Source organism: Arthrobacter sp. ok362, assembly GCF_900102785.1.
GTDB lineage: Bacteria > Actinomycetota > Actinomycetes > Actinomycetales > Micrococcaceae > Arthrobacter.
The window spans coordinates 1-20,122 of record NZ_FNGC01000013.1; the positions used below are offsets into that span (position 1 = coordinate 1).

A 20,122-nucleotide genomic window follows, 5' to 3' on the forward strand; every position below is an offset into this window, starting at 1 on the left:
TCCCGGCCGTGCTCTACTACGCGCTGCACTTCGCCCCCGGCATGGACAAGGCAACCCAGGCCGACCGCGACGAGACGATCGTCAAGTTCCTGCTGACCGCCGGCGCCATCGGCGTGCTCTACAAGGAACAGGCCTCGATCTCCGGCGCGGAGGTCGGCTGCCAGGGCGAGGTCGGCTCGGCGTCGTCGATGGCGGCCGCGGGCCTGGCCGAAGTCATGGGCGGCACCCCCCAACAGGTGGAGAACGCCGCGGAAATCGCGATGGAACACAACCTGGGCCTGACCTGCGATCCGATCGGCGGGCTCGTCCAGGTCCCGTGCATCGAACGCAACGCGATCGCCGCCGCCAAAGCCATCAACGCCGCCAAAATGGCCCTGTGGGGCGACGGCACCCACCGGGTCTCGCTGGACGAGGTCATCGTGACCATGCGCGAGACCGGCAGGGACATGTCCTCCAAGTACAAGGAAACCGCGATGGGCGGCCTCGCCGTCAACGTCGTGGAGTGCTAGGGAGCTGATTGAGGCTGGCTGGCCGGCGCTCTAATTGTGCAGCGCCGCCCATAGGTTCAGCGAGGATGCGAACACGATCCAGGACAGGTAGGGCAGCATCAGCAGCCCTGCCGTCCGGCTGATCGGACCGAAGAGCACCACCGTCACGGCTACGGTCACAGCCAATGCCACGATGATGCCGAACGCGATCCACAGCGCCGGCGTCCCGAGGACCGGGTACAGGGCAAAGAAGACCGGGGTCCAGAGCAGGTTCAGCACCAGCTGAACGCCGTAGGCCGTCAGGGCTGCCTTGGACCCCTCGGCGTGGCTGCGCCAGACCAGCCACGCCGCGACTGCCATGGCGACGTAGAGGACAGTCCAGACCGGCCCGAAGACCCAGTTGGGCGGGGACCATGGCGCCGCGTCGGCTGTGGCGTACCAGCCGTTGACGTGCTTGGCCGTGGCCAGGCCGCCGAGGGCCGCAACGAGAGCCGACGCGCCGAGGAACAGAAGCAGCGCGACTACTTGGGAGCCGGCGCCGAAGCCGCTGCCGGCGCCCCGTGAGCGGCCGCCGGGCGCCCCGGGACGGCCTTCCAGCGGTTGTTGCTGAGCCTGCATGAGACCAGCGTAACCGCCTTGCCCGGACCGGCGGCAGGGTACGGACCGATAGACTTGGGGCTGCATGTCCGCATGCCGCCGAAGCTCGTACCGCAATGATTGGATACCGCACCCTTGCGAGAATTCACTGCCCGCTTTGCCTCTGCCGAGGAGATTGCCAACTGGGATGCCCTCGTCACCGCGAACCCCAATGGCGGCAATCTCCTGCAATCGGAAGCCTTCGCCGAGGTCAAGCAGCACTTTGGCTGGAAGCCCCTGCGCCTTGTTTATGAGTCGGCCGATTACACGAGCTACAACCTGGTCCTCGAGAAGTCGTTTCCGCTTCTCGGCAAGCTCTGGTACCTGATCAAGGGACCCGATGTGGCGTGCGTCGAGGACATCCCCGGGATCGCAGCGGCGAACGCGGACTTCGTAAAAAGGGCCAAGCTGGGCGTCTTCGCGATCAAGATCGAGCCGGATATCGTCCTGTCGGACGACGCCGCGCGGATCCTCGAGGGGGCGGGCCTGGTCAAGACCCACAACCTGCAGCCCAACGACTCCACTGCGCTGCTCGATATTGCGCCCGAGGAAAACCAGCTGCTGCGCAATCTCCACTCCCGGGGCCGTAACGCCGTGCGCCGCGCCATCCGCGAGGGCGTGGAGGTCCACAACGTCGAGCCCACGGAAGAGAACTTCCGGGCCATGTATGCCCTGATGACCAACACAGTGGAAGCCAAATCCCAGGTCCGGGTGCGCGAGTACGAGTACTACCGCCAGTTCTGGACCAACTTCCTGGCCCGCGGCCAGGGCAGGCTGCTCTTCGTGTACGAAGACGGCGTGCCCTCGGTTGGCGCGTTCGTGATCAACTACGGCCGCAAAGGAACGTACAAAGACGGCGGCTCCCTGCAAAAGCGTGGCCAGTACGGCGACTCGCACCTCGTGCAGTGGACGGCAATCAACCAGCTCAAGGACCTCGGCTGCACCGAGTACGACTTCTGCGGCACGCCGCCGAGCGACAAGCTCAAGGACACGTCGAACCCGTTCCATGGGCTGGGCCTGTTCAAGACCAGCTTCAGCAAGACCGTGACCGACTTCGTCGGCTGCTATGACCAGGTCCTGAGCCCGCTGAAGTACAAAGCCTGGATGACGGCGGGGGAGCGCGTGGCACGCCAGCTCTACACGCGGCGCACGGGCCAGCAATTCTACTAAGCCAGTGAGGAGGCCGGAATGAACACCGGAAACGACGGCTACCGCAGGCCGCCCACGGACGGCCTGCCCCGGACGCAGCCGATGTCGGCCATGCAGGTGCGCCAGAACGCCGCGACCAAGAGGATGCTGCGCCGGCTGGTTCAGGGCGAAAACCCGCCGACGGCGCCGATGTCCATCGTGGACCGGCTCGCCGGCAGCCCCTACGCCAACCCGATGATCCAGGTCGGCGGGGTGGACGCCGCGGCCCGCAAGACCATCGACTTCGCCCTGAAACTGGCCGAATCCATGTTCCGGTACGGGGCAGGTGCCCTCGAGGTCGAGACCAGCATCATCGCGATCACCGCCGCGCTCGGGCTCAAGAACATCGAGGTAGACATCACCAACCAGTCGGTGGCCATCAACTATGCCCCGAGAGACCAGACGCCCATCTCACTGCTGCGCGTCGTACGGTCCTGGACAAACAATTACGCGGGCCTTTCGCAAGTGCACCAGCTGGTCACGGACATCGTGGCAGGCGGCGTCGGCCGCGAGGAAGCCGCGCGCCGGCTCGATGACATTACCCGCAGCCCCAAGCCGTTCCCGCGGTGGATGGTCACCGTGGCCTTCGGCGTGTTCTCTGCCGTCTTCGTCGGCGTCCTGGGCGGCGGGCTCGACGCCTCAATAGTCGCGTTCCTCTCCAACCTTCTGGTCAGCCTGCTGGCCCGCCAGCTGGGCCGCTGGCGTACCCCGGACTTCTTCATCACCGCCTCGTGCTCGTTTCTGGTGACCATCGTCGCCCTGCTGTTGTGGCGCTTTGGCGCCCCGCTTGGAGTGCACATTGCCCCCGAGATCGTTGTGGTCGGCGGGATCCTGCTGCTCCTGCCGACGGGACGCCTCGTGTCCTCGGTGCAGGATGCGATCAACGGCTTCCCGGTCACGGCCGCCGGCCGGTTCCTGTCCACCATGCTGACCTTCGGGGCGCTGGTGGCCGGCATTGCCGTCGGGTTTGTCGTGGGAGACATGACCGGCATGGACCCAATAGACGTGACCAAAACATTCCCGCCCAAGTATGACTTGTGGGTGGTCATCATTTTGATCGCCATTGCGGTGCTGATGATCGGCATCACCGAACAGACCAGCTGGAAGCTGCTGCTGCCGACGGCGGCCGTGGGCGTGGTGGGTTATCTGGTCCTGATCGGGGGTGACGCCCTGAGCATCGGGTCCCGCTTCGCCCCGGCCCTCGCCGCTGTGGTGATCGGCCTCCTGGCCCGCGTGGTGGCTCTCCGGATGGGCGCTCCCCAGCTGGTGGTGGCCGTCCCCGCAGCCTTGATCCTGCTCCCAGGGCTAACTATATTCCGGTCCATGTATGTATTGACCATCGAGGAATCGGAGATTCTCATGGGCGCCGGCGGGATGCTCAACGCCGGTGCCATCGTGCTCGGCGTCGCTGCCGGCATCGTGCTCGGTGACACCCTGGCGCGGCCCCTGACGCGGAGCCTGGCGAGCAACGAACGGCGCAGGGCCCGCCGCCGCTAGGGCTTGCGCCGCCAGATCCTGCGCCGCTAGATCTTGCCTATCGGCAGCTTCTTCTCCGCCTGGAAGTCGTCCTCCACACGGCCCTTGGCCCAGTAACCCGAGAGGGAAACCTGGGCCCGATCCAGCCCTCGCTGCACGTAGAAAACCTCCCGCAGGCCCTTCATGTAGCCCCGCTCGCCGTGGGCAAAGACCTGCACCCGGCCCCCGGGCCACTCGGCATCGCGCACGGCCGTGACCAGCAGGTCGCTCTCTCCCGCGGGCACGCCGCCGCGCAGCAGCCAGCGCAGTTCGACGCCGGCCGGCCCGGCGATGGCCTGGATATCGGCGTCGCTGTCCACCTCGAGCAGGGCGAGGCCGCGGGCATCCTCCGGCAGGGATTCGATCGCGGCGCCGATGGCCGGCAGCGCAGATTCATCGCCGGCAAACAGGTACCAGTCCGTCGCCGGATCCGGGTTGTAACCGCCGCCCGGGCCCGTAAAAGTCAGGCGGTCGCCGGGCCGGGCCGAGGCCGCCCACGGGCCAGCGAGGCCTTCGTCGCCGTGGATCACGAAATCGATGGCCAGTTCCTGCGCCGCCGGGTCCACCCAGCGGACCGTGTAGGTGCGGGTGTGCGGCCACTGACTGCGCGGCATGGCTTCCCTGATGGCCCCCAGGTCCAGCGGTTCCGGGTATTCGATGCCGGGTTGCGGAAAGGCGATCTTGACGTACCGGTCCACATAGTCGTTGTTGACGTACCCGGCGAAGCCAGGGCCGCCGGCGATGATCCGGACCATGTGCGGGGAGAGATGTTCTCTGCGCAGGACCGTCAGGTCCGTCTGGGGACGCGAGTTCCGGGTGGCGGTGGTGGCGGCGGGGACGGAAGTCATGCAGCTAAGCCTAACCAAGAACCCTGGCCGGGAGCCCCGGGCGGAAGCCTGTTACGGCAGCGGTGGCAGTTCCCAGTCGACCGTCCCGTTGCCCTGTTCCTGCAGCAGGGCGTTGGCCCGGCTAAAGGGCCGGGACCCGAAGAATCCGCGTGAGGCCGAGAGCGGGCTGGGATGGGCGCTGGCGATCACGGCAGCGGACCCCAGCAGCGGCCGCACGGACTCGGCATCCTTCCCCCACAGGATCACCACCAGTGGAGGGTGGCCCGTACCGGATGCGGACGCGCGGTCCGCGACTGCCCGGATGGCCGTCGCCGTGACGGCCTCCCAGCCCTTGTTCCGGTGCGAGCCCGCCGCGCCGGCCCGGACACTGAGCACCCTGTTCAGCAGCAGTACGCCCTGCTCCGCCCAGCGGCTAAGGTCCCCGTGGACGCGCGGCGGGACGCCGAGATCGGCCTGGAGTTCCTTGTAGATGTTCGCCAGGCTGCGGGGGATCGGCCGGGTGGCGCCGTCCACGGCGAAGGACAGCCCCACGGCGTGCCCCGGCGTCGGATAGGGGTCCTGGCCCACCACCAGCACCCGGACGCCGGCCAGCGGCTGCCGGAAAGCCCGCAACAGATTTGGCGGCGACGGCAGCACGCCATGCCCGGCGGCCACTTCTCCGGCGAGGAAGGTGAGCGCCTCCCGCAACTGCGCCTCCACCGGCGCCAGCGCCTCCGCCCAGTCCGGAGCGACCAGCTCGCTCAGTGGCCGGCGCGCCAGGTCCCCGAAGCTGAGGTCGTCGGCGGCTTCGGGCTCCAGCTCGAACAGCGCGTCGGAATTAAATTCGGAATCAACCACAGCCCCCATTCTTCCGCAGACGCAGGCCGCTCCGGCACCCCGCCGAATGACAACCCTGTGATTCGGCCGTAGCATGGGACTGACTTTTACCGGATCCAGCCAGGGAGTGTGTCGTGGCCGAAACAGCGCAAGAGCACGTGCTCGCGGGGGATTCTGCCGGATTCCCCGCTGCCGACGCGGACCTGGGTGGGGTGTCCGCGGAGTCTCCGCTCAGCGCCCGCGACCAGCAGATGCTGGCCCTGGAGCGGCAGTGGTGGAAGTACGCGGGGGCCAAGGAACAAGCCATCCGCGAGCTGTTCGATCTGTCCGCCACGCACTACTACCAGATCCTTAATGCCCTCATCGATACCGAGGATGCCCTGGCCCACGATCCCATGCTGGTCAAGAGATTGCGTAGACTACGTACATCACGCCAACGTGCCCGCACTGCCCGTCGTCTGGGAACAGATTCGTAAAGTCGCGTCACGAGCAGCCGGATGCGCACGTCCTGTTGCGTCCGTTCCGGCCACGGGCCCCCGTATGAAATCAGCAAGGACGTCGTTTTACCATGACCAAATATGCTCGGGACGAATTTGATCGGGTCCCGGAGACCTCTACCCGGCAGGGTGTCCACCGGGCCGTCGCCGGATCGCGCCGCCGGAGCCTGACGCCCATCTTGGCGGCTGGCTTCGTAGCGCTGGCCATCGGTCTGGTGGCCTTCCTGATCCTGCCGAAGCTCGGTTTCTCCGCGGGCCCGGCCGCGGCCGTGACAGCCGGTGACAGCGCGTCCGCACCTGCCGGCAGTAGCGCGTCCGCAACGAGCCCCGCGAGCCCCAGCCCCGCGCAGACGAGCCCGGGACCGGCTGGCACGGAACCCGCCGCCGCACCGCCGGCAGTATCGCCTTCAGCGACGCCCAGCGCCACCGCCGCCGGGGTGGACAAGACGCAGCCGGTGACGATTTACAACGGGACCACCACCGCTGGCCTGGCCGGCCGCGTCGGCGGCACCGTCAGCTCCGCCGGCTGGAACCTGGGCCAGACAGGGAACTGGGGCGGTGTCCCGCAGCAGACGTCGGTGATTTTCTACAACGGCGCGGAACAAAAGGGCAATGCGGAGGCGCTCGGAACGCTCCTGGGCATCGACACCCTCGTGGACTCCGCCGAGTTCAACTTGCCCCTGGTCGTAGTGCTCGGCCCCGGCTTCCAGTAGCCAATTCCGGTTACGCCTCAATAACTATTCGGCGGCGGACCTGCCCGCCGTCGGCGTTCCTGAGGGACGCTGTGGGTACAGTATTTGCGGATTTCTCTTCGCAGTCCGCGGCGCACATCGAGGTGGGCCGCACGCAAGCTAGCTGAAAGTGTGGACACCATGGCACTGGGAACCGTCAAATGGTTCAACGCCGAAAAGGGCTACGGCTTCATCACCGTGGACGGTTCCGAAAACGACGTCTTCGTGCACTGGTCCGCGATTGTCGGGGAAGGCTACCGCGCCCTGGACGAGGGCCAGCGGGTGGAGCTGGAAGTCGGCGAGGGCGAAAAGGGCCCGCAGGCTGAAAGCGTCCGGCCCGCCTAGTGGCACTGGCTGCCGTCATGAACGCCCCGCGGGACGCGGCAGGGCGCCTAGGAGGAACCTTGCCGCTGGGCCGCGCCCTCGCGGCGGGCACACTCGCGGCCGTGGCCCTGACGGGCTGCTTGGGTCCTGCAGGCAGCGCCCGCGTGGCCAGCGCCGAAGCGAGCGGTGATGGCACCCTTCGCATCGGCCTGATCCTGGACAACACCGGGCCGCAGAACTTCCTCAACGCCCCACAGCTCGCGGCGGCCAAACTCGCCGTCAAGGAGATCAACGCTGCCGGTGGCCACAAAGGCAAACCGGTGGAACTGCTGCCGGAAACCATCAGCACTGACACCGCCGCCCAGGCGAAAGCGCTGGTGGCCGCCAAGGCCGACGTCGTGATCGGTCCAACCGATTCCAGCCGTGCCCCTGCCGCGATCGACGTGCTGGCCAACGCCAAGGTAGCCGTCATCTCGCCGGCCAACTCTGCCAGCGGGCTCAGCAACTACAAGAGCGGTGGCTACTATTTCCGCACCTCGGCAGCCGACATCGCCCAGGCGTCCGTCCTCGCCAAACTGGCCAAAGACGGCGGCGCCGGGACCCTGGCGGTGCTGCACGAGAAAGGCAACTACGGCAAGAACGTCGCCTCCGCCGTCGCCGGTGCGGCGAAACAGTCCGGACTGGAAGTCGTGGCGGACGCGGAGTTCACCCCCGGCCAGGCACAGCAGGCTGCCGCCACCGCGAAGGCCGCAAATCCCGACGCCGTCGTCCTGGTCTCGCGCGACGGTGCGCAAGGTGCCATCGCCGAACTGAACAACGCCGGCCTGGCCGGCAAGAAACTTGTCCTCAGCGACGCAGCAGTCAGCCGGTATGGCTCCGGACTGGGCGCGCGGGCGCTCGAGGGCGCACGCGGGGTCCTGCCCGGCGTGTTCCCCTCCGCCCCCTTCCAGAAGGACCTTGTTGCCGTTGATCCCGGGCTGAAGGACATGGTGTTTGCCGCCGAGACGTACGACGCCGTCATCCTCGCCGCCGTCGCTGCCGCCGCGGCAGAAGACGACGCCGGAACCTCCATCGCGGCGTCCCTCGTCGGCGTCTCCGGCGGAACTGCGGCAGCAGGCGGAAATGCTGCGGGCGGCGGCCAGCCCGCCAGCCAGCCGCCCAGCGAGTCGTGCAGGAGCTACCAGGACTGCATCGACGTCCTCCGGGCAGGCAAGCGCCCGGACTATGACGGCCAGTCCGGACGGATCAATTTTGATTCCCACGGCGACATCACCGAAGCGAACTACATGGCCTATACCTACGGCGAGGACAACCTGCCCACGATGAGTGGCACGGAGACCGCCAGCAGCAGCGGCGGCTGATCGCTCCTAGCGTATTGTGCCCGCGTGGCGGGCGGTTCGGGCCGGGCACTGCTTGCACTCTCCCCGGGGGAGTGCTAATTATTGATTTAGCACTCCAGCGCACTGACTGCTAACACGACGCCCGGTCCGCCCGGCCGCGAAGTGGGGCAGCCGGTCCAGGAGCCAAAGGAACACCTTGCTGGGGTGAGATCCCGGACCCAGCGGCATACAGAGGCCGCGGGGTAGGGATCGTCCGTCGCGGGCACCACAGCGAAGGTTCATTCTTAACGACTGTCCCGAAAGGACTACTGCCGTTATGGCCAAGATCATTGCATTTGATGAAGAGGCACGCCGCGGTCTTGAGCGGGGCCTGAACATCCTCGCCGACGCCGTCAAGGTCACCCTCGGCCCGCGGGGACGCAACGTCGTCCTCGAAAAGAAGTGGGGCGCCCCCACGATCACCAACGATGGTGTTTCCATCGCCAAGGAGATCGAGCTGGACGATCCTTACGAGAAGATCGGCGCCGAGCTGGTCAAGGAAGTTGCCAAGAAGACGGATGACGTCGCAGGCGACGGCACCACCACGGCAACTGTGCTGGCACAGGCCTTGGTTAAGGAAGGCCTGCGCAACGTGGCGGCCGGCGCTGACCCGCTGTCCCTCAAGCGCGGCATCGAGAAGGCTGTTGACGCCGTCACCGTCGAGCTCCTGGCCTCCGCCAAGGAAATCGAGACCAAGGAAGAGATCGCCGCCACCGCGTCCATCTCCGCCGGCGACAACGAGATCGGCGCCCTGATCGCCGAAGCCCTCGACAAGGTCGGCAAGGAAGGCGTCATCACGGTCGAGGAGTCGAACACGTTCGGCCTCGAGCTGGAGCTGACCGAAGGCATGCGCTTCGACAAGGGCTACATCTCCGCCTACTTCGTCACCGACGCCGAGCGTCAGGAAACGGTCCTTGAGGATCCGTACATCCTGATCGTCAACTCGAAGATCTCCAACGTCAAGGAACTGGTTGCTGTCCTGGAAAAGGTCATGCAGTCCAACAAGCCGCTGCTGATCATTGCCGAAGACATCGAGGGCGAGGCCCTGGCCACCCTGATCGTCAACAAGATCCGCGGCACCTTCAAGTCCGTTGCCGTCAAGGCTCCGGGCTTCGGCGACCGCCGCAAGGCGCAGCTGGCCGACATCGCCATCCTCACCGGTGGCCAGGTCATCTCCGAGGAAGTCGGCCTCAAGCTTGAGACCGCCGGACTCGAACTCCTCGGCAAGGCCCGCAAGGTTGTTGTCACCAAGGACGAGACCACGATCGTCGAGGGTGCCGGCGACGCCGACCAGATCGCCGGCCGCGTGTCCCAGATCCGCGCCGAGATCGAGAACTCCGATTCCGACTACGACCGCGAGAAGCTGCAGGAGCGCCTGGCCAAGCTGGCCGGCGGCGTTGCAGTCATCAAGGCCGGCGCCGCAACCGAGGTCGAGCTCAAGGAACGCAAGCACCGCATTGAGGACGCCGTCCGCAACGCCAAGGCTGCTGTCGAAGAGGGCATCGTCGCCGGCGGTGGCGTTGCCCTGATCCAGGCCGGCGCCAAGGCGTTCGCGAACCTGCAGCTCTCCGGTGACGAAGCAACGGGCGCGAACATCGTGCGCGTTGCCATCGACGCCCCGCTGAAGCAGATCGCCTTCAACGCTGGCCTCGAGCCCGGCGTCGTAGTGGACAAGGTCCGCGGCCTGCCCGCAGGCCACGGCCTCAACGCAGCCACCGGCGAGTACGTCGACCTGCTGGCCGCCGGCATCAACGACCCGGTCAAGGTAACCCGCTCTGCCCTGCAGAACGCGGCTTCCATCGCCGGCCTGTTCCTCACCACCGAGGCCGTTGTGGCCGACAAGCCCGAGAAGGCTGGCCCCCAGATGGGCGGCGGCGACGACATGGGCGGCATGGGCGGCATGGGCGGTTTCTAACCACCCGCGCTAGCCTCCACCGGCTGTTCGACGACGGCGGTCCCACCTTCGGGTGGGGCCGCCGTCGTCGGTTAAGCGCATCCCCGCCAAACACCCTCCCTCACTTAACGCCCTGATCCAGCAGACCCTCCCTCAGTTGTCGTACTGATCCAGCCGACGCCCCCTCAGATATCGCAGTGCTCACTCGAACGCTCCCTCACCTGAAAACGGCATGTGAGGGAGCGTTGGGTGGGTGGGGGCCGGAGGTGAGGGAGCGTTGGGTGGGTGGGGGAGCGTTGCGTGGGTGTCGGCAGGGTCTGGCAGGATAGGTCAGTGACGATTACAGCAGCGGCCGACGGTTCGGCCTTAGGAAATCCCGGCCCGGCCGGCTGGGCCTGGTACGTGAATGACGACTGCTGGCGGGCCGGTGGATGGCCCCACGGCACGAACAACCAGGGCGAGTTGATGGCGGTGCTGGACCTGTTCCGGGCGACGGCACACGTGCCCGGGGAAGACCTGCTGATCCTCTGTGACAGCCAGTACGTCATCAACGCGGTGACCAAGTGGATGCCAGGCTGGAAACGCAAGGGCTGGCGCAAGGCCGACGGCAAGCCGGTGCTGAACGTGGACCTCCTTAAGGAAATCGACCAGGCGCTCGTGGGCCGCAAGTACACCTTCGAATGGGTGCGGGGCCATGCTGGGCACGAGTTGAACGAAGCGGCAGACGTCCGGGCCCGGGCAGCGGCCACGGCGTACCAGCAGGGCGTGGCGGTCCGGCAGGGCCCCGGGTTCGGGACTTGGGAGGGCGGGACGCCCGAGGGCGAAACGCAGCAGGGCGAGCCGCCCGAGGGCGAGACACAGCAGGGCGAGAGGCAGCCGGCAGGCCAGACGGGCTCCACGCTCCCGCGGACCGCCCCGGAGACCGCACCAGCACAGGCCGCCCCCTCGCAGGCCGCAACCCGTGCGCAGGCGGCCCCGGCCCCTTCCGGCCAGCAGGAACTCTTTGGCGTACCAGGGGCCTACGACGAACCGGACCTCTTCAGCGAACTCGAAGAAGAGCCGGCCGTGGCCCTGGCGGCGGCTAGCCCCGAGGCCGTCGTCGAGTCCCTCGAGCGGGAACTGCTCCGCCCGGAAACCCGGGCGGACCTGGGCCGCACAGGCGTCCTGCTCCATCCGGACTTCACCGAGATCGGCAGCTCCGGCAGGATCTGGACCCGCGACGCCATGATGATGTCGCTTGAGGACAACCCAGGCGGACCCGTGGAGCTGGAGCTGTTGGGCACGGACCGGCTGGGCGAGAAGACCATGCTCCTGACCTACCGCAGCCACACCCGCGAGGGATCGGCCCTGCGCAGCTCCCTGTGGATCCTTGAAGGCGCGCAGTGGCGGCTGCGCTTCCACCAGGGCACACCCGAGGCCTGACAGCCCGTGAGGCTCACGTGAAGCGTTGCGCATTGCCGAGTTCCGCCTGCGCGTAGGTGGCGGCCGCGGAATTCAGCGCGAGGTTAATGGACGCAAGGGAAGCCTCGACCCGGCCCTGGGTCAGCGTCCACTCGGCGACCAGGGTTTGGAAGTTTGTCGCCGCGGAGCCGCGCCAGCTGCCCTGGAGTTCGTCCAGCCCCCGTTTCATGGCATGGACGTCCGCGCTGATGCGCTCCACCGTGGCTTGCACGTTGGCGGACTTGAGCTGGAGGAGTTCCGTATCGACGGAGATGATGCTCATGGGAATGCCTCTCGAATGTTCGGGAGGCAGCCGCGGCCCGGCGGAGCACGTGAACGTCAGAGATGGGGGTCTGTGTTGAGAGTTTGCGGTGAGAGTCTGCGGTGAAGGCTTGTGGCGGAACGGCTGCCTCGTCCGGATTTTCCGGACACCCCGAGCGTAGGCGGGCAACGCACCGGACGGACACCGCCGTCGGCTCCTATGTGGACAAATCTGCCGTGGACAGTTCCGTGGCTTCTTCGTCCAGGAACGGGATGCTGACCACCAGCGTGGCACCGCCCCCGTCAGTCTCCCCGACCCGCACGGACCCGGAATGCGAGCCGACGATGGCGGCCACGATCGCCAGCCCAAGTCCGCTGCCGCCGGTCTCCCTGGTCCGGGAGGTGTCCGCCCGGTAGAAGCGCTCGAAAATACGGGCCGCTTCGTCATCCGGAACGCCCGGTCCGTGGTCCCGGACCTCGATTACGGACTGCCGTGCTCCGTCCGGTGCGGCCCGGGTCCCGACGGCAATTTCGATCGGAGTGCCCTCCGGCGTGTACCGCAGGGCATTGCCGACCAGGTTGCTTACCACCTGGCGCAGCTTGGCTTCGTCCCCCAGCACCGGGGCGGGCGCGGGGGCCGCGCCGTCGAGCCCGGTGAGGGTGATGGTGCGGCTGCGGTCGGTCGCCTGGGTGTCCACCACCGCGTCGTTGGCCAGCAGCAGCAGATCCGCGGGTTTCTGCTGCAGCGGGCGCTGTTCATCGATCCTGGCCAGCAGCAGCAGGTCCTCCACCATGGTTCCCATGCGCTTGGCCTCGCTTTCGATCCGCCCCATCGCCGTGGCCACGTCTTCCGGGGTGGACAGCGCCCCCTGCCGATACAGCTCGGAGAACCCGCGGATGGTCACCAGCGGGGTGCGCAGTTCATGCGAGGCGTCGGCGGCGAAGCGGCGCATCCGTGCCTCGGACGCCATCCGGGCAGCGAATGCTGTCTCAATGTGCGCGAGCATGGCATTGAGCGAGCTCCCGAGCCTCCCCACTTCGGTGTTGGGGTTTTCGATTTCCACGCGTCTCGAGAGGTCTCCGGCGGCGATCGCGGCGGCCGTCTTCTCCACCCGGGCCAGCGGCCGGAAGGACCGCGAGACGGTCCACGTGGCAATGAAGAACGCCAGCACGAGCGTCAGCAGGCCCACCCCCACCACCACCAGGGCGGCATGTTCCATCACGGAATCAACGGGGTCCAGCGGCAACCCGATCACGACCACCGCGCTGCGCTGGTTGTTGTCCACGACATTCAGGGCCACGACCCTCCAGTTGCCGCCCTCGGAGCCGCGGACCTGGAAGGGTACCTGCTCGCGTTCCCGGGCCTCGACCCCGGAAAAGGTGCTGATGGCGGGATGGGAGTCCTTGTCGCCGCCGAACGGATAGGGCGGCAGGCCCGGGCGGAAGACGATCAGCGAGTAGTCGGTGGGAACGGTGGAGCTGGTCTCCTGCAGCTGGGTGAAGGACTTCTCCAGCCGCACGGAATCGACGGCGGCCCGGAGTTTGTCATCTACCTGTCCCTGCAGGAAGCTGTGCAGCAGCGTCAGCGTGCCCGCACCAGTGGCCGTGAGGGCCACCAGCATCAGCGCCATGATGATGGCCACGAGCTGCGACCGCAGCGAAGCCGACTTCCAGCGGTGCAGCAAGGTCAGCGCTTCTCGGCAGTCCGCAGAACGTAGCCGACGCCGCGCTTGGTCTGGATCAGTGCCGGGGCATCGGGATCGATATCCACCTTGCGGCGCAGGTAGGAGATGTAGGACTCCACGATCGAGGCATCGCCGTTGAAGTCGTACTCCCACACGTGGTCAAGGATCTGGGCCTTGGACAGGACCCGGTTCGGGTTGAGCATGAGATAGCGCAGGAGCTTGAACTCGGTGGGGGACAGCTCGATCACGGTGCCGCCGCGGCGGACCTCGTGGGCGTCGTCGTCGAGCTGGAGGTCATCGACCCGGATCACGGCGTCATCGTCGATTTGGGGCTGCGTGCGCCGGAGCACCGCGCGAATGCGGGCCACCACCTCGTCGAGGCTGAAGGGTTTGGTGACGTAATCGTCCCCGCCCACGGTCAGGCCCGTGACCTTGTCCTCGGTGTCGTCCTTGGCCGTGAGGAACAGGACGGGGAAGTGTTTGCCGGCGGCGCGCAGGCGGCGCGTGACGGTGAAGCCGTCCATGTCCGGCAGCATGACGTCCAGGACTGCAAGATCGGGGGCGTGCTGCTCCGCGGCGGCCAGTGCCTCGCGCCCGCTGCCGGCCGAGACAACCTCGAAACCGGCGAAGCGCAGGGACGTCGACAGCAGCTCGCGGATGTTCGGTTCATCATCGACGACGAGCAGCTTTGCTTCGGGTCCGTTCTTTTTCATGTTCCCATGATGCTCCCAGACTCTGGGAGTTTTCTGAATGAAAAATGTGTGTTGCATGGGCCGCGCCTGTTGCGGTCGCGCCGGGGCGCGGAACCATCCGCCTAGCCGGCGGTGCCGACGTCCTTGGCGTCCATAATCCGGTAGGCGTAGCCCTGCTCGGCGAGGAAACGCTGCCGCTTCGCGGCGAAGTCCTGATCCAGGGTGTCGCGGGCGACCAGCGAGTAAAACCGGGCGGAGCGGCCGTCCTTCTTCGGACGCAGCAGCCGCCCCAAGCGCTGGGCCTCCTCCTGCCGGGACCCGAACGAACCGGAGACCTGGATCGCGACCGAAGCCTCGGGCAGGTCGATGGAGAAGTTGGCCACCTTGGACACCACCAGGGTCTGCACCTCGCCCGCGCGGAAGGCGTCGAAGAGCCGCTGGCGTTCCTTGACCGAGGTGTCGCCCTTGATCACCGGCGCGTTGAGGCGCTCGCCGATCTCGTCGAGCTGGTCGATGTACTGCCCGATCACAAGGAGTTGCTCGCCGGCGTGTTCGGCGACGAGTTCTTCCACCACCCGCGTCTTCGTCTCGGAGGTGGCGCACAGGCGGTACTTGTCGGCGTCCTCGGCCATGGCATAGGCCACCCGTTCGTCGCGGGGCAGGTCCACCCGGACCTCCACGCAATCGGCGGGGGCGATGTAGCCCTGGGTCTCGATATCCTTCCACGGCGCGTCGTAGCGCTTCGGACCGATCAGGCTGAAGACCTCGCCCTCCCGCCCGTCCTCCCGCACCAACGTGGCGGTGAGCCCCAGCCGGCGCCGGGCCTGCAGGTCCGCCGTCATCCGGAAGATCGGCGCCGGCAGCAGGTGGACCTCGTCGTAGATGATCAGACCCCAGTCGTTGCCGTCAACGAGCTCCAGGTGCGGGTACAGGCCGCCGCGCTTCGTGGTCAGGACCTGGTAGGTGGCGATCGTGACGGGACGGACTTCCTTGACGGAGCCGGAGTACTCTCCGATCTCCTCCTCGGTCAGCGACGTGCGCTTAATGAGCTCGTCCTTCCACTGCCGCGCGGCGACGGTGTTGGTCACCAGGATCAGCGTGGTGGTGGAGCTTGTGGCCATGGCGGCCGCCCCGACCAGCGTTTTGCCGGCGCCGCAGGGAAGGACGACGACGCCGCTGCCGCCGGCCCAGAAGTTCTCCGCTGCCAGTTGCTGGTAGGGCCGCAGCTTCCAGCCGGATTCGTTGAGCATGATGGGGTGCGGCGTGCCGTCCACGTAGCCGGCCAGGTCCTCGGCCGGCCAGCCAATCTTGAGCAGCAACTGCTTGAGCTGGCCGCGCTGGGAGGAATGCACCACCACCGTCTCGCCGTCGATGCGCGGGCCGAGCAGTGGGGCGATCTTCTTGGCACGGCTGACTTCTTCCAGCACCGGGTAGTCGGACGTACGCATGACCAGGCCGTGCTGCGGGTCCTTTTCCAGCCGGAGCCGGCCGTACCGGGACATGGTTTCTTCGACGTCGATCAGCAGGGAGTGCGGCACGGGGAACCGGGAGTACCTGAGCAGGGTGTCCAGCACCTTTTCGGCGTCCAGCCCGGCCGCCCGGGCATTCCACAGCCCCAGCGGCGTCAACCGATAGCTATGCACATGCTCCGGGGCCCGTTCCAGCTCGGCGAAGGCCGCGATGGCGTGCCGGGCCTCCGTTGCGAGTTCGTGGTCGACCTCCAGCAGGATGGTCTTGTCACTCTGGACGATCAGGGGCCCGTCATTCACTGGAACAATTCCTCTGTAGCTTCTACGTCGATAATCCGGTGGATGGACAGGACCCGCTCGATCTCCTTTTCCGGATCGAACACCCGCACCCGCCCGCCATTCACAGCTACCGGAACAACCGTCTCGCGGCTGGCATTCCCCATGCTGTCCACGACGTTCATGACCACCCGCTGCCTGAGGCGGATAGCTTTCAGAAGCGTCTCCAGCCCCAGCTGGATCGCTTCCTCGCTGCCCGGGGCAGCCGCCGGCGAGTGAGCGCCGGAGCCAGGTGCCCGGGACCCGTCACCGCGCAGCACGGCCAGTTGGGCGTCGATGTCGGCCTCCGGCGGAGCGGTCCGCGGGGCGGTGTAGACGGGCCGGCCGATGCTGGGACCCGGGGTGCTGCGGCGCAGCCGGACGACGGCGGATGCTGCTTCCTCCAGAATGGGGGCGAGGCCCAGCCCCCTGAGGGTCTGGGCGGTTTCCCGGGGTGCGGCGTGCGAGAGGACCACGGTGGGCGCGATGCGCACCAGCCCGAGGCCGGCGGCGGCCGGGGCGTTGAGCAGTTCGAGCAAGGCAGCCTCGTCCTCGCTTTGGATGAAGCTGGCTGCTGCCCCCACGCGGAGCCGGGAGTGGCGCGCGGCGGTGTCTTCGATGAGGTACCGGAGTGGCTGCGGGATGGCGGTGGCCGAATGCTGGCGCAGGAAGTCCAAGATCGCCGCGGCGTCCTGGCCGGCGTCGAGGGCCCGGCGGACGGAGGCGACGGAGAAACGGTAGATGGTTGCCGGTCCCTGCCCTTCGGCCGCGGCCATGGTCAGGAGCCGTTCGCTCAGTTCGGGGTCGAGGTAGCCCGGTGCCACCGCCGTCAGGTCCGCCTGCAGCAAGACATGTTGCAGGGCCGCCGGCAGGTGTTCGCCCAGGATCCCTAACGCCTCATCCGGCTGTTCGGCGGCGATCGCGGCGCCCAGCTGGCTGAGCGCCCCGGAGCCGATCAGGCCCAGCATCTCGGCTTCTGTGAGGATGCCGCGGATCAGCGAGCTGAAACGCCGGGCCATCCGGGGCTGGGTCCACTCGGCTCGCTCCAGCACCGCGGCGGCATCGAGAGCGGGGGCCTGTCCGTCGGGTGCCGCGGCTTCGAGGGTGAGTTCATTCAGGATTTCCAGGACCCGTTTACGGACCACCGGCGCGTCAGGCCGCTGCGCCTCGGCAGAGAGCGCATTGATGGTGGTCCCGGCCGAGTTCCGGTGGCCGGCCGGGCCCGGGGCGGCAGCATTCACGGGCTGGCCCACAAGGGACGGCGCGCGCTCGCTGGCCAGCCAGGCATTGACCAGCCACAGCCATTGTTCCTGCCGCGGCAGCGCCAGCCACTCCAGCTGCGGCGGCTGCACCCACGCAGAACTGTCGACGTCCAGCCGCAGCAGGCCGGCCATTGCGCAGAACTCCGCCAGAACGCCGGCCTCGTGCACGTCGATCCGGAGGGAATCCGCCAGCCGCTTCATCTCCCGGACCCCGACGCCCCCGCTGCGCAGCGTCGCCAGGGGCTGCTCGCGCACGGTGTAGAGCACTTCGCCCACGAGCCGCAGCGTCTCGGCAATAGCGCCCAACGCGGCGTTCCGGCGCAGCCCTGCGCTCGTGTGGCCAAGGTGGGGGACGGGCGGCACCAAGGAAAAACTCTCGATGACAAACCCGCCGCGCAGCGACACTCCGACGCTGTGCGGCAGTTCGACGTGGGCCGCGTCCAGCGGCACCAGCAGACCCCGGGCCAGCAGCCAGTCCACAGGGCCGACGTCGGCGCTTTCATGGAGCACGGAAGCCCGGCGCTGCGCCTGCGGAACGGCGCCCATGGCCCAGTTTCCGAACCTGGCCAGCAGGGCGGCCGTCCGATTCGGCGCGGTGGCCAGGATTTGCTGCAGCGATTCCGGTGTTGCCGTCCAGTGCTGCAGCGACAGGGCCGCTTCCATCGGCGTCGTGGCGGGGGAGATGGACGCCCCGCTGCGGTGCAGTTCCGCCACCAGCTGCACCACGCGCTGCGCAAACGCCGGCTGGAGCCGCACGAGTTCGGTGTAGCTGCGCCCCAGCCCCGCAGGGTAGATGCCGATCACATCCTTGAGGCTGCCCACCGGAAGGTAGTGGCGCTGCTTGGCGGCGGCGGGAGCGGCACCGTGCGGCGGATCGGCGCGGTGGACGAGGGCCAGTTCCTGCAGGGAATGGAGGAGCCGGTCGATGGCTGCAAGCGAGGAGCCGTTGATCAGTTTCTTCAGCATCGCCGCCGAGGCGCTGTGCCCGGTATCGGCGTTGGTGCACAGGTGCAGGGTTTCCAGCACCTGCATTTGCGGACGGTTGAGCCGCTCGAGCGCCCGCTGGACGCTGACGCGTCCGCTGGCACGGGCGGCGAGGGCTGCGAAGTCCGGGACACCGGGAGAAATCAGGTCCGGCCGCGCGGAGAACAAGGCCCGCAACGATTCGTCGCTTCGTGCCTGAAGTTCCTTGCTGAGCGCGCGGATGAGGGACATCGCTTCAACGTTACCTTTCGCCCGGTCCGCGCGGGCGGCGCCGTGCGGCCACCGCGTCCGCAACGAGCGCCAGCATGAGCAGGAATGCCACTGGGAGCCCGTAGAGGGCCGTTGAGGTAATCCAGGTGGGCGCCACGACATTGTTGAAGGCCATGGCCATGACAGCACCGACGGCAGCAAGGGACAGCACAGCAAGGGTGGCCGCGGTTATCATCAGAGGCCGCCGGTAACGCGTCAGTGTCATGTGGGCAACGCTAACAGTCCAGCATCGCCCGCGCCTCTAGCCGCTAAAGTGAACCTGGCAGGATAACCTTGGAGATACAGACCAACACGGTCCGGGCAGTCATACCCTGAACCCGCGTATCCATGCGGATGCGGTGACCGCCGGCCGTGTCCCCGCAGAACGAAGAAGGTTGATTACGTGCCTACCGGCAAGGTCAAGTGGTATGACAAGGAAAAAGGCTTCGGATTCCTCGCGGGCGAGGACGGCCAAGAAGTCTTCCTGCCCAAGTCCGCGCTGCCCGAGGGCGTCACGGAGCTCAAGGCCGGAACGCGCGTTGAATTTGGTGTAGCGGACGGCCGCAAGGGTGCCCAGGCCCTCGGCCTTCGCGTGCTGGACAAGACGCCGTCCATCGCGAAGGCCAAGCGGCCCAGTGCCAGGGACCTTGCCCCGCTGGTGCAGGACCTCGTCAGCGTGCTGGACAACCTTTCCGGGACCCTGTCCGCGGGCAAGTACCCGGAAGGCAACAAGGGCAAGGCGATCGCAGCGGCCCTCCGTAAGGTTGCCGACGAGCTGGATGTATAAGGCTCTTGATGACTCAGGAACCTGATCAGTTGCCGGCGCCGGATGCCGGATCCACCCTGCCCGCCGGATCCACGGGAACCGGTTCAAAGCAGGGAACCCGCCCGCGCGCCGGCGTGCCCGTCTGGCGCATCGGCAAGCCTGACGCCTTTCTGGCCGCCGCCGTCGACGTCGCCCGCACCGCCGTGGAAAGCATTGCCCCCGCCGAGCAGATCGGCGAGCACATCGGTGCCCGCAGCGAAGGCGACCGCCTGGTGACCCACCTCTTCGAATCCAGGCTGCCCGGGTATCTGGGCTGGCAGTGGTACGCCGTGCTGACACGCAACTCGCGGTCCAAGGTGGTCACGGTGGACGAACTGGGCCTCCTGCCCTCCGACGACTCCATCCTGGCGCCGGCCTGGATTCCGTGGGCTGAGCGGGTCCGCCCCGAAGACGCACAGGCTGACGACGCCGCCGACGAGGCGCCCGGGTCCGAAACGCCGTCGCAGGCATCCGACGCCGGTACGCAGAATGCTGCCGAGACCGATGCTTCCGAGTCCGATGCAGCCGAGTCCGGCGCCGCCGAGTCCGGCGCCGCCGAGTCCGACGCCGACGAGTCCGATGCCGCCGAGCGGGAACGCTCCGCGGACGAGGCCGACTAGCGGTTGAAAACGTCCGGGAGCGTG

Annotated in this window: 20 protein-coding genes; 11 read left to right on the forward strand and 9 right to left on the reverse strand. The window is 67.5% G+C overall.

The window, feature by feature from the left end; genetic code table 11:
- Positions 1–509: L-serine ammonia-lyase, iron-sulfur-dependent, subunit alpha (locus BLQ10_RS16560; RefSeq protein WP_175558662.1), on the forward strand; the 509-nt coding region annotated here is incomplete at its 5' end.
- Positions 510–539: 30 nt separating this feature from the next.
- Here BLQ10_RS16560 and BLQ10_RS16565 read toward each other — a convergent pair.
- Positions 540–1,106, reverse strand: a complete 567-nt coding sequence (locus BLQ10_RS16565) for a TspO/MBR family protein (RefSeq protein WP_091563949.1) — start codon at positions 1,104–1,106, stop codon at positions 540–542.
- A 114-nt stretch (positions 1,107–1,220) separates the two neighbouring features.
- On the opposite strand from BLQ10_RS16565, the gene BLQ10_RS16570 reads away from it, so the two are divergent.
- Positions 1,221–2,294 (forward strand): lipid II:glycine glycyltransferase FemX, encoded by a 1,074-nt coding sequence (locus tag BLQ10_RS16570; protein WP_091563951.1) that lies wholly within the window; start codon positions 1,221–1,223, stop codon positions 2,292–2,294.
- A gap of 18 nt (positions 2,295–2,312) precedes the next feature.
- On the forward strand, positions 2,313–3,809 hold the full coding sequence (locus tag BLQ10_RS16575) for a threonine/serine exporter family protein (RefSeq protein ID WP_091563952.1): 1,497 nt from the start codon (positions 2,313–2,315) through the stop codon (positions 3,807–3,809).
- 26 nt (positions 3,810–3,835) lie between these two features.
- Here BLQ10_RS16575 and BLQ10_RS16580 read toward each other — a convergent pair whose 3' ends face one another.
- Together BLQ10_RS16580 and BLQ10_RS16585 are read right to left on the reverse strand one after the other, a co-directional pair.
- Positions 3,836–4,675 carry a siderophore-interacting protein gene (locus BLQ10_RS16580; RefSeq protein WP_091563954.1) on the reverse strand — a complete coding sequence of 280 codons (840 nt, stop codon included), beginning with the start codon at positions 4,673–4,675 and terminating at the stop codon, positions 3,836–3,838.
- A gap of 51 nt (positions 4,676–4,726) precedes the next feature.
- Positions 4,727–5,512, reverse strand: coding sequence for a uracil-DNA glycosylase (locus BLQ10_RS16585; protein WP_254785627.1), 786 nt, complete (start codon positions 5,510–5,512; stop codon positions 4,727–4,729).
- Positions 5,513–5,694: 182 nt separating this feature from the next.
- Here BLQ10_RS16585 and BLQ10_RS16590 point away from each other — a divergent pair, with 182 nt between their 5' ends.
- From BLQ10_RS16590 to BLQ10_RS16615, 6 genes are all read left to right on the forward strand, one after another.
- Complete coding sequence (locus tag BLQ10_RS16590) at positions 5,695–5,967, forward strand: DUF3263 domain-containing protein (protein WP_254785634.1); 273 nt, start codon at positions 5,695–5,697, stop codon at positions 5,965–5,967.
- 92 nt (positions 5,968–6,059) lie between these two features.
- Positions 6,060–6,701, forward strand: coding sequence for a LytR C-terminal domain-containing protein (locus tag BLQ10_RS16595; RefSeq protein WP_091563960.1), 642 nt, complete (start codon positions 6,060–6,062; stop codon positions 6,699–6,701).
- A gap of 159 nt (positions 6,702–6,860) precedes the next feature.
- Entirely contained in the window at positions 6,861–7,064 is a 204-nt protein-coding gene (locus BLQ10_RS16600) for a cold-shock protein (RefSeq protein ID WP_026266832.1), read from the forward strand.
- 17 nt (positions 7,065–7,081) lie between these two features.
- Positions 7,082–8,404: an ABC transporter substrate-binding protein gene (locus tag BLQ10_RS16605; RefSeq protein ID WP_254785635.1), complete on the forward strand. Its 1,323-nt coding sequence runs from the start codon at positions 7,082–7,084 to the stop codon at positions 8,402–8,404.
- A gap of 295 nt (positions 8,405–8,699) precedes the next feature.
- Entirely contained in the window at positions 8,700–10,337 is a 1,638-nt protein-coding gene (gene groL / locus BLQ10_RS16610; RefSeq protein WP_091563964.1) for a chaperonin GroEL, read from the forward strand.
- Positions 10,338–10,649: 312 nt separating this feature from the next.
- Positions 10,650–11,738 carry a ribonuclease HI family protein gene (locus BLQ10_RS16615; protein WP_091563966.1) on the forward strand — a complete coding sequence of 363 codons (1,089 nt, stop codon included), beginning with the start codon at positions 10,650–10,652 and terminating at the stop codon, positions 11,736–11,738.
- Between the two features lie 13 nt (positions 11,739–11,751).
- Here the strand turns inward: BLQ10_RS16615 and BLQ10_RS16620 are convergent, their stop codons facing one another.
- The 6 genes from BLQ10_RS16620 to BLQ10_RS16645 form a co-directional block, all read right to left on the reverse strand.
- Complete coding sequence (locus BLQ10_RS16620) at positions 11,752–12,039, reverse strand: WXG100 family type VII secretion target (protein ID WP_026538909.1); 288 nt, start codon at positions 12,037–12,039, stop codon at positions 11,752–11,754.
- A gap of 196 nt (positions 12,040–12,235) precedes the next feature.
- On the reverse strand, positions 12,236–13,702 hold the full coding sequence (locus BLQ10_RS16625) for a sensor histidine kinase (RefSeq protein WP_091563968.1): 1,467 nt from the start codon (positions 13,700–13,702) through the stop codon (positions 12,236–12,238).
- Between the two features lie 2 nt (positions 13,703–13,704).
- The gene (locus BLQ10_RS16630) at positions 13,705–14,415 is read right to left on the reverse strand and encodes a response regulator transcription factor (protein WP_091563970.1); all 711 of its coding nucleotides are present in this window, start codon (positions 14,413–14,415) and stop codon (positions 13,705–13,707) included.
- 101 nt (positions 14,416–14,516) lie between these two features.
- The gene (locus tag BLQ10_RS16635) at positions 14,517–16,163 is read right to left on the reverse strand and encodes a DNA repair helicase XPB (RefSeq protein WP_091563972.1); all 1,647 of its coding nucleotides are present in this window, start codon (positions 16,161–16,163) and stop codon (positions 14,517–14,519) included.
- On the reverse strand, positions 16,160–18,655 hold the full coding sequence (locus BLQ10_RS16640; protein WP_091563974.1) for a helicase-associated domain-containing protein: 2,496 nt from the start codon (positions 18,653–18,655) through the stop codon (positions 16,160–16,162). Before BLQ10_RS16640 ends, BLQ10_RS16635 begins: the two co-directional genes overlap by 4 nt.
- A 10-nt stretch (positions 18,656–18,665) precedes the next feature.
- Positions 18,666–18,899: a hypothetical protein gene (locus BLQ10_RS16645; protein ID WP_091563975.1), complete on the reverse strand. Its 234-nt coding sequence runs from the start codon at positions 18,897–18,899 to the stop codon at positions 18,666–18,668.
- A 177-nt stretch (positions 18,900–19,076) separates the two neighbouring features.
- On the opposite strand from BLQ10_RS16645, the gene BLQ10_RS16650 reads away from it, so the two are divergent.
- Both BLQ10_RS16650 and BLQ10_RS16655 read left to right on the forward strand, forming a co-directional pair.
- Positions 19,077–19,460 (forward strand): cold-shock protein, encoded by a 384-nt coding sequence (locus BLQ10_RS16650; RefSeq protein ID WP_090582694.1) that lies wholly within the window; start codon positions 19,077–19,079, stop codon positions 19,458–19,460.
- 8 nt (positions 19,461–19,468) lie between these two features.
- Positions 19,469–20,098, forward strand: coding sequence for a DUF3027 domain-containing protein (locus BLQ10_RS16655; RefSeq protein WP_091563977.1), 630 nt, complete (start codon positions 19,469–19,471; stop codon positions 20,096–20,098).
- The last annotated feature ends 24 nt before the right edge of the window (positions 20,099–20,122 follow it).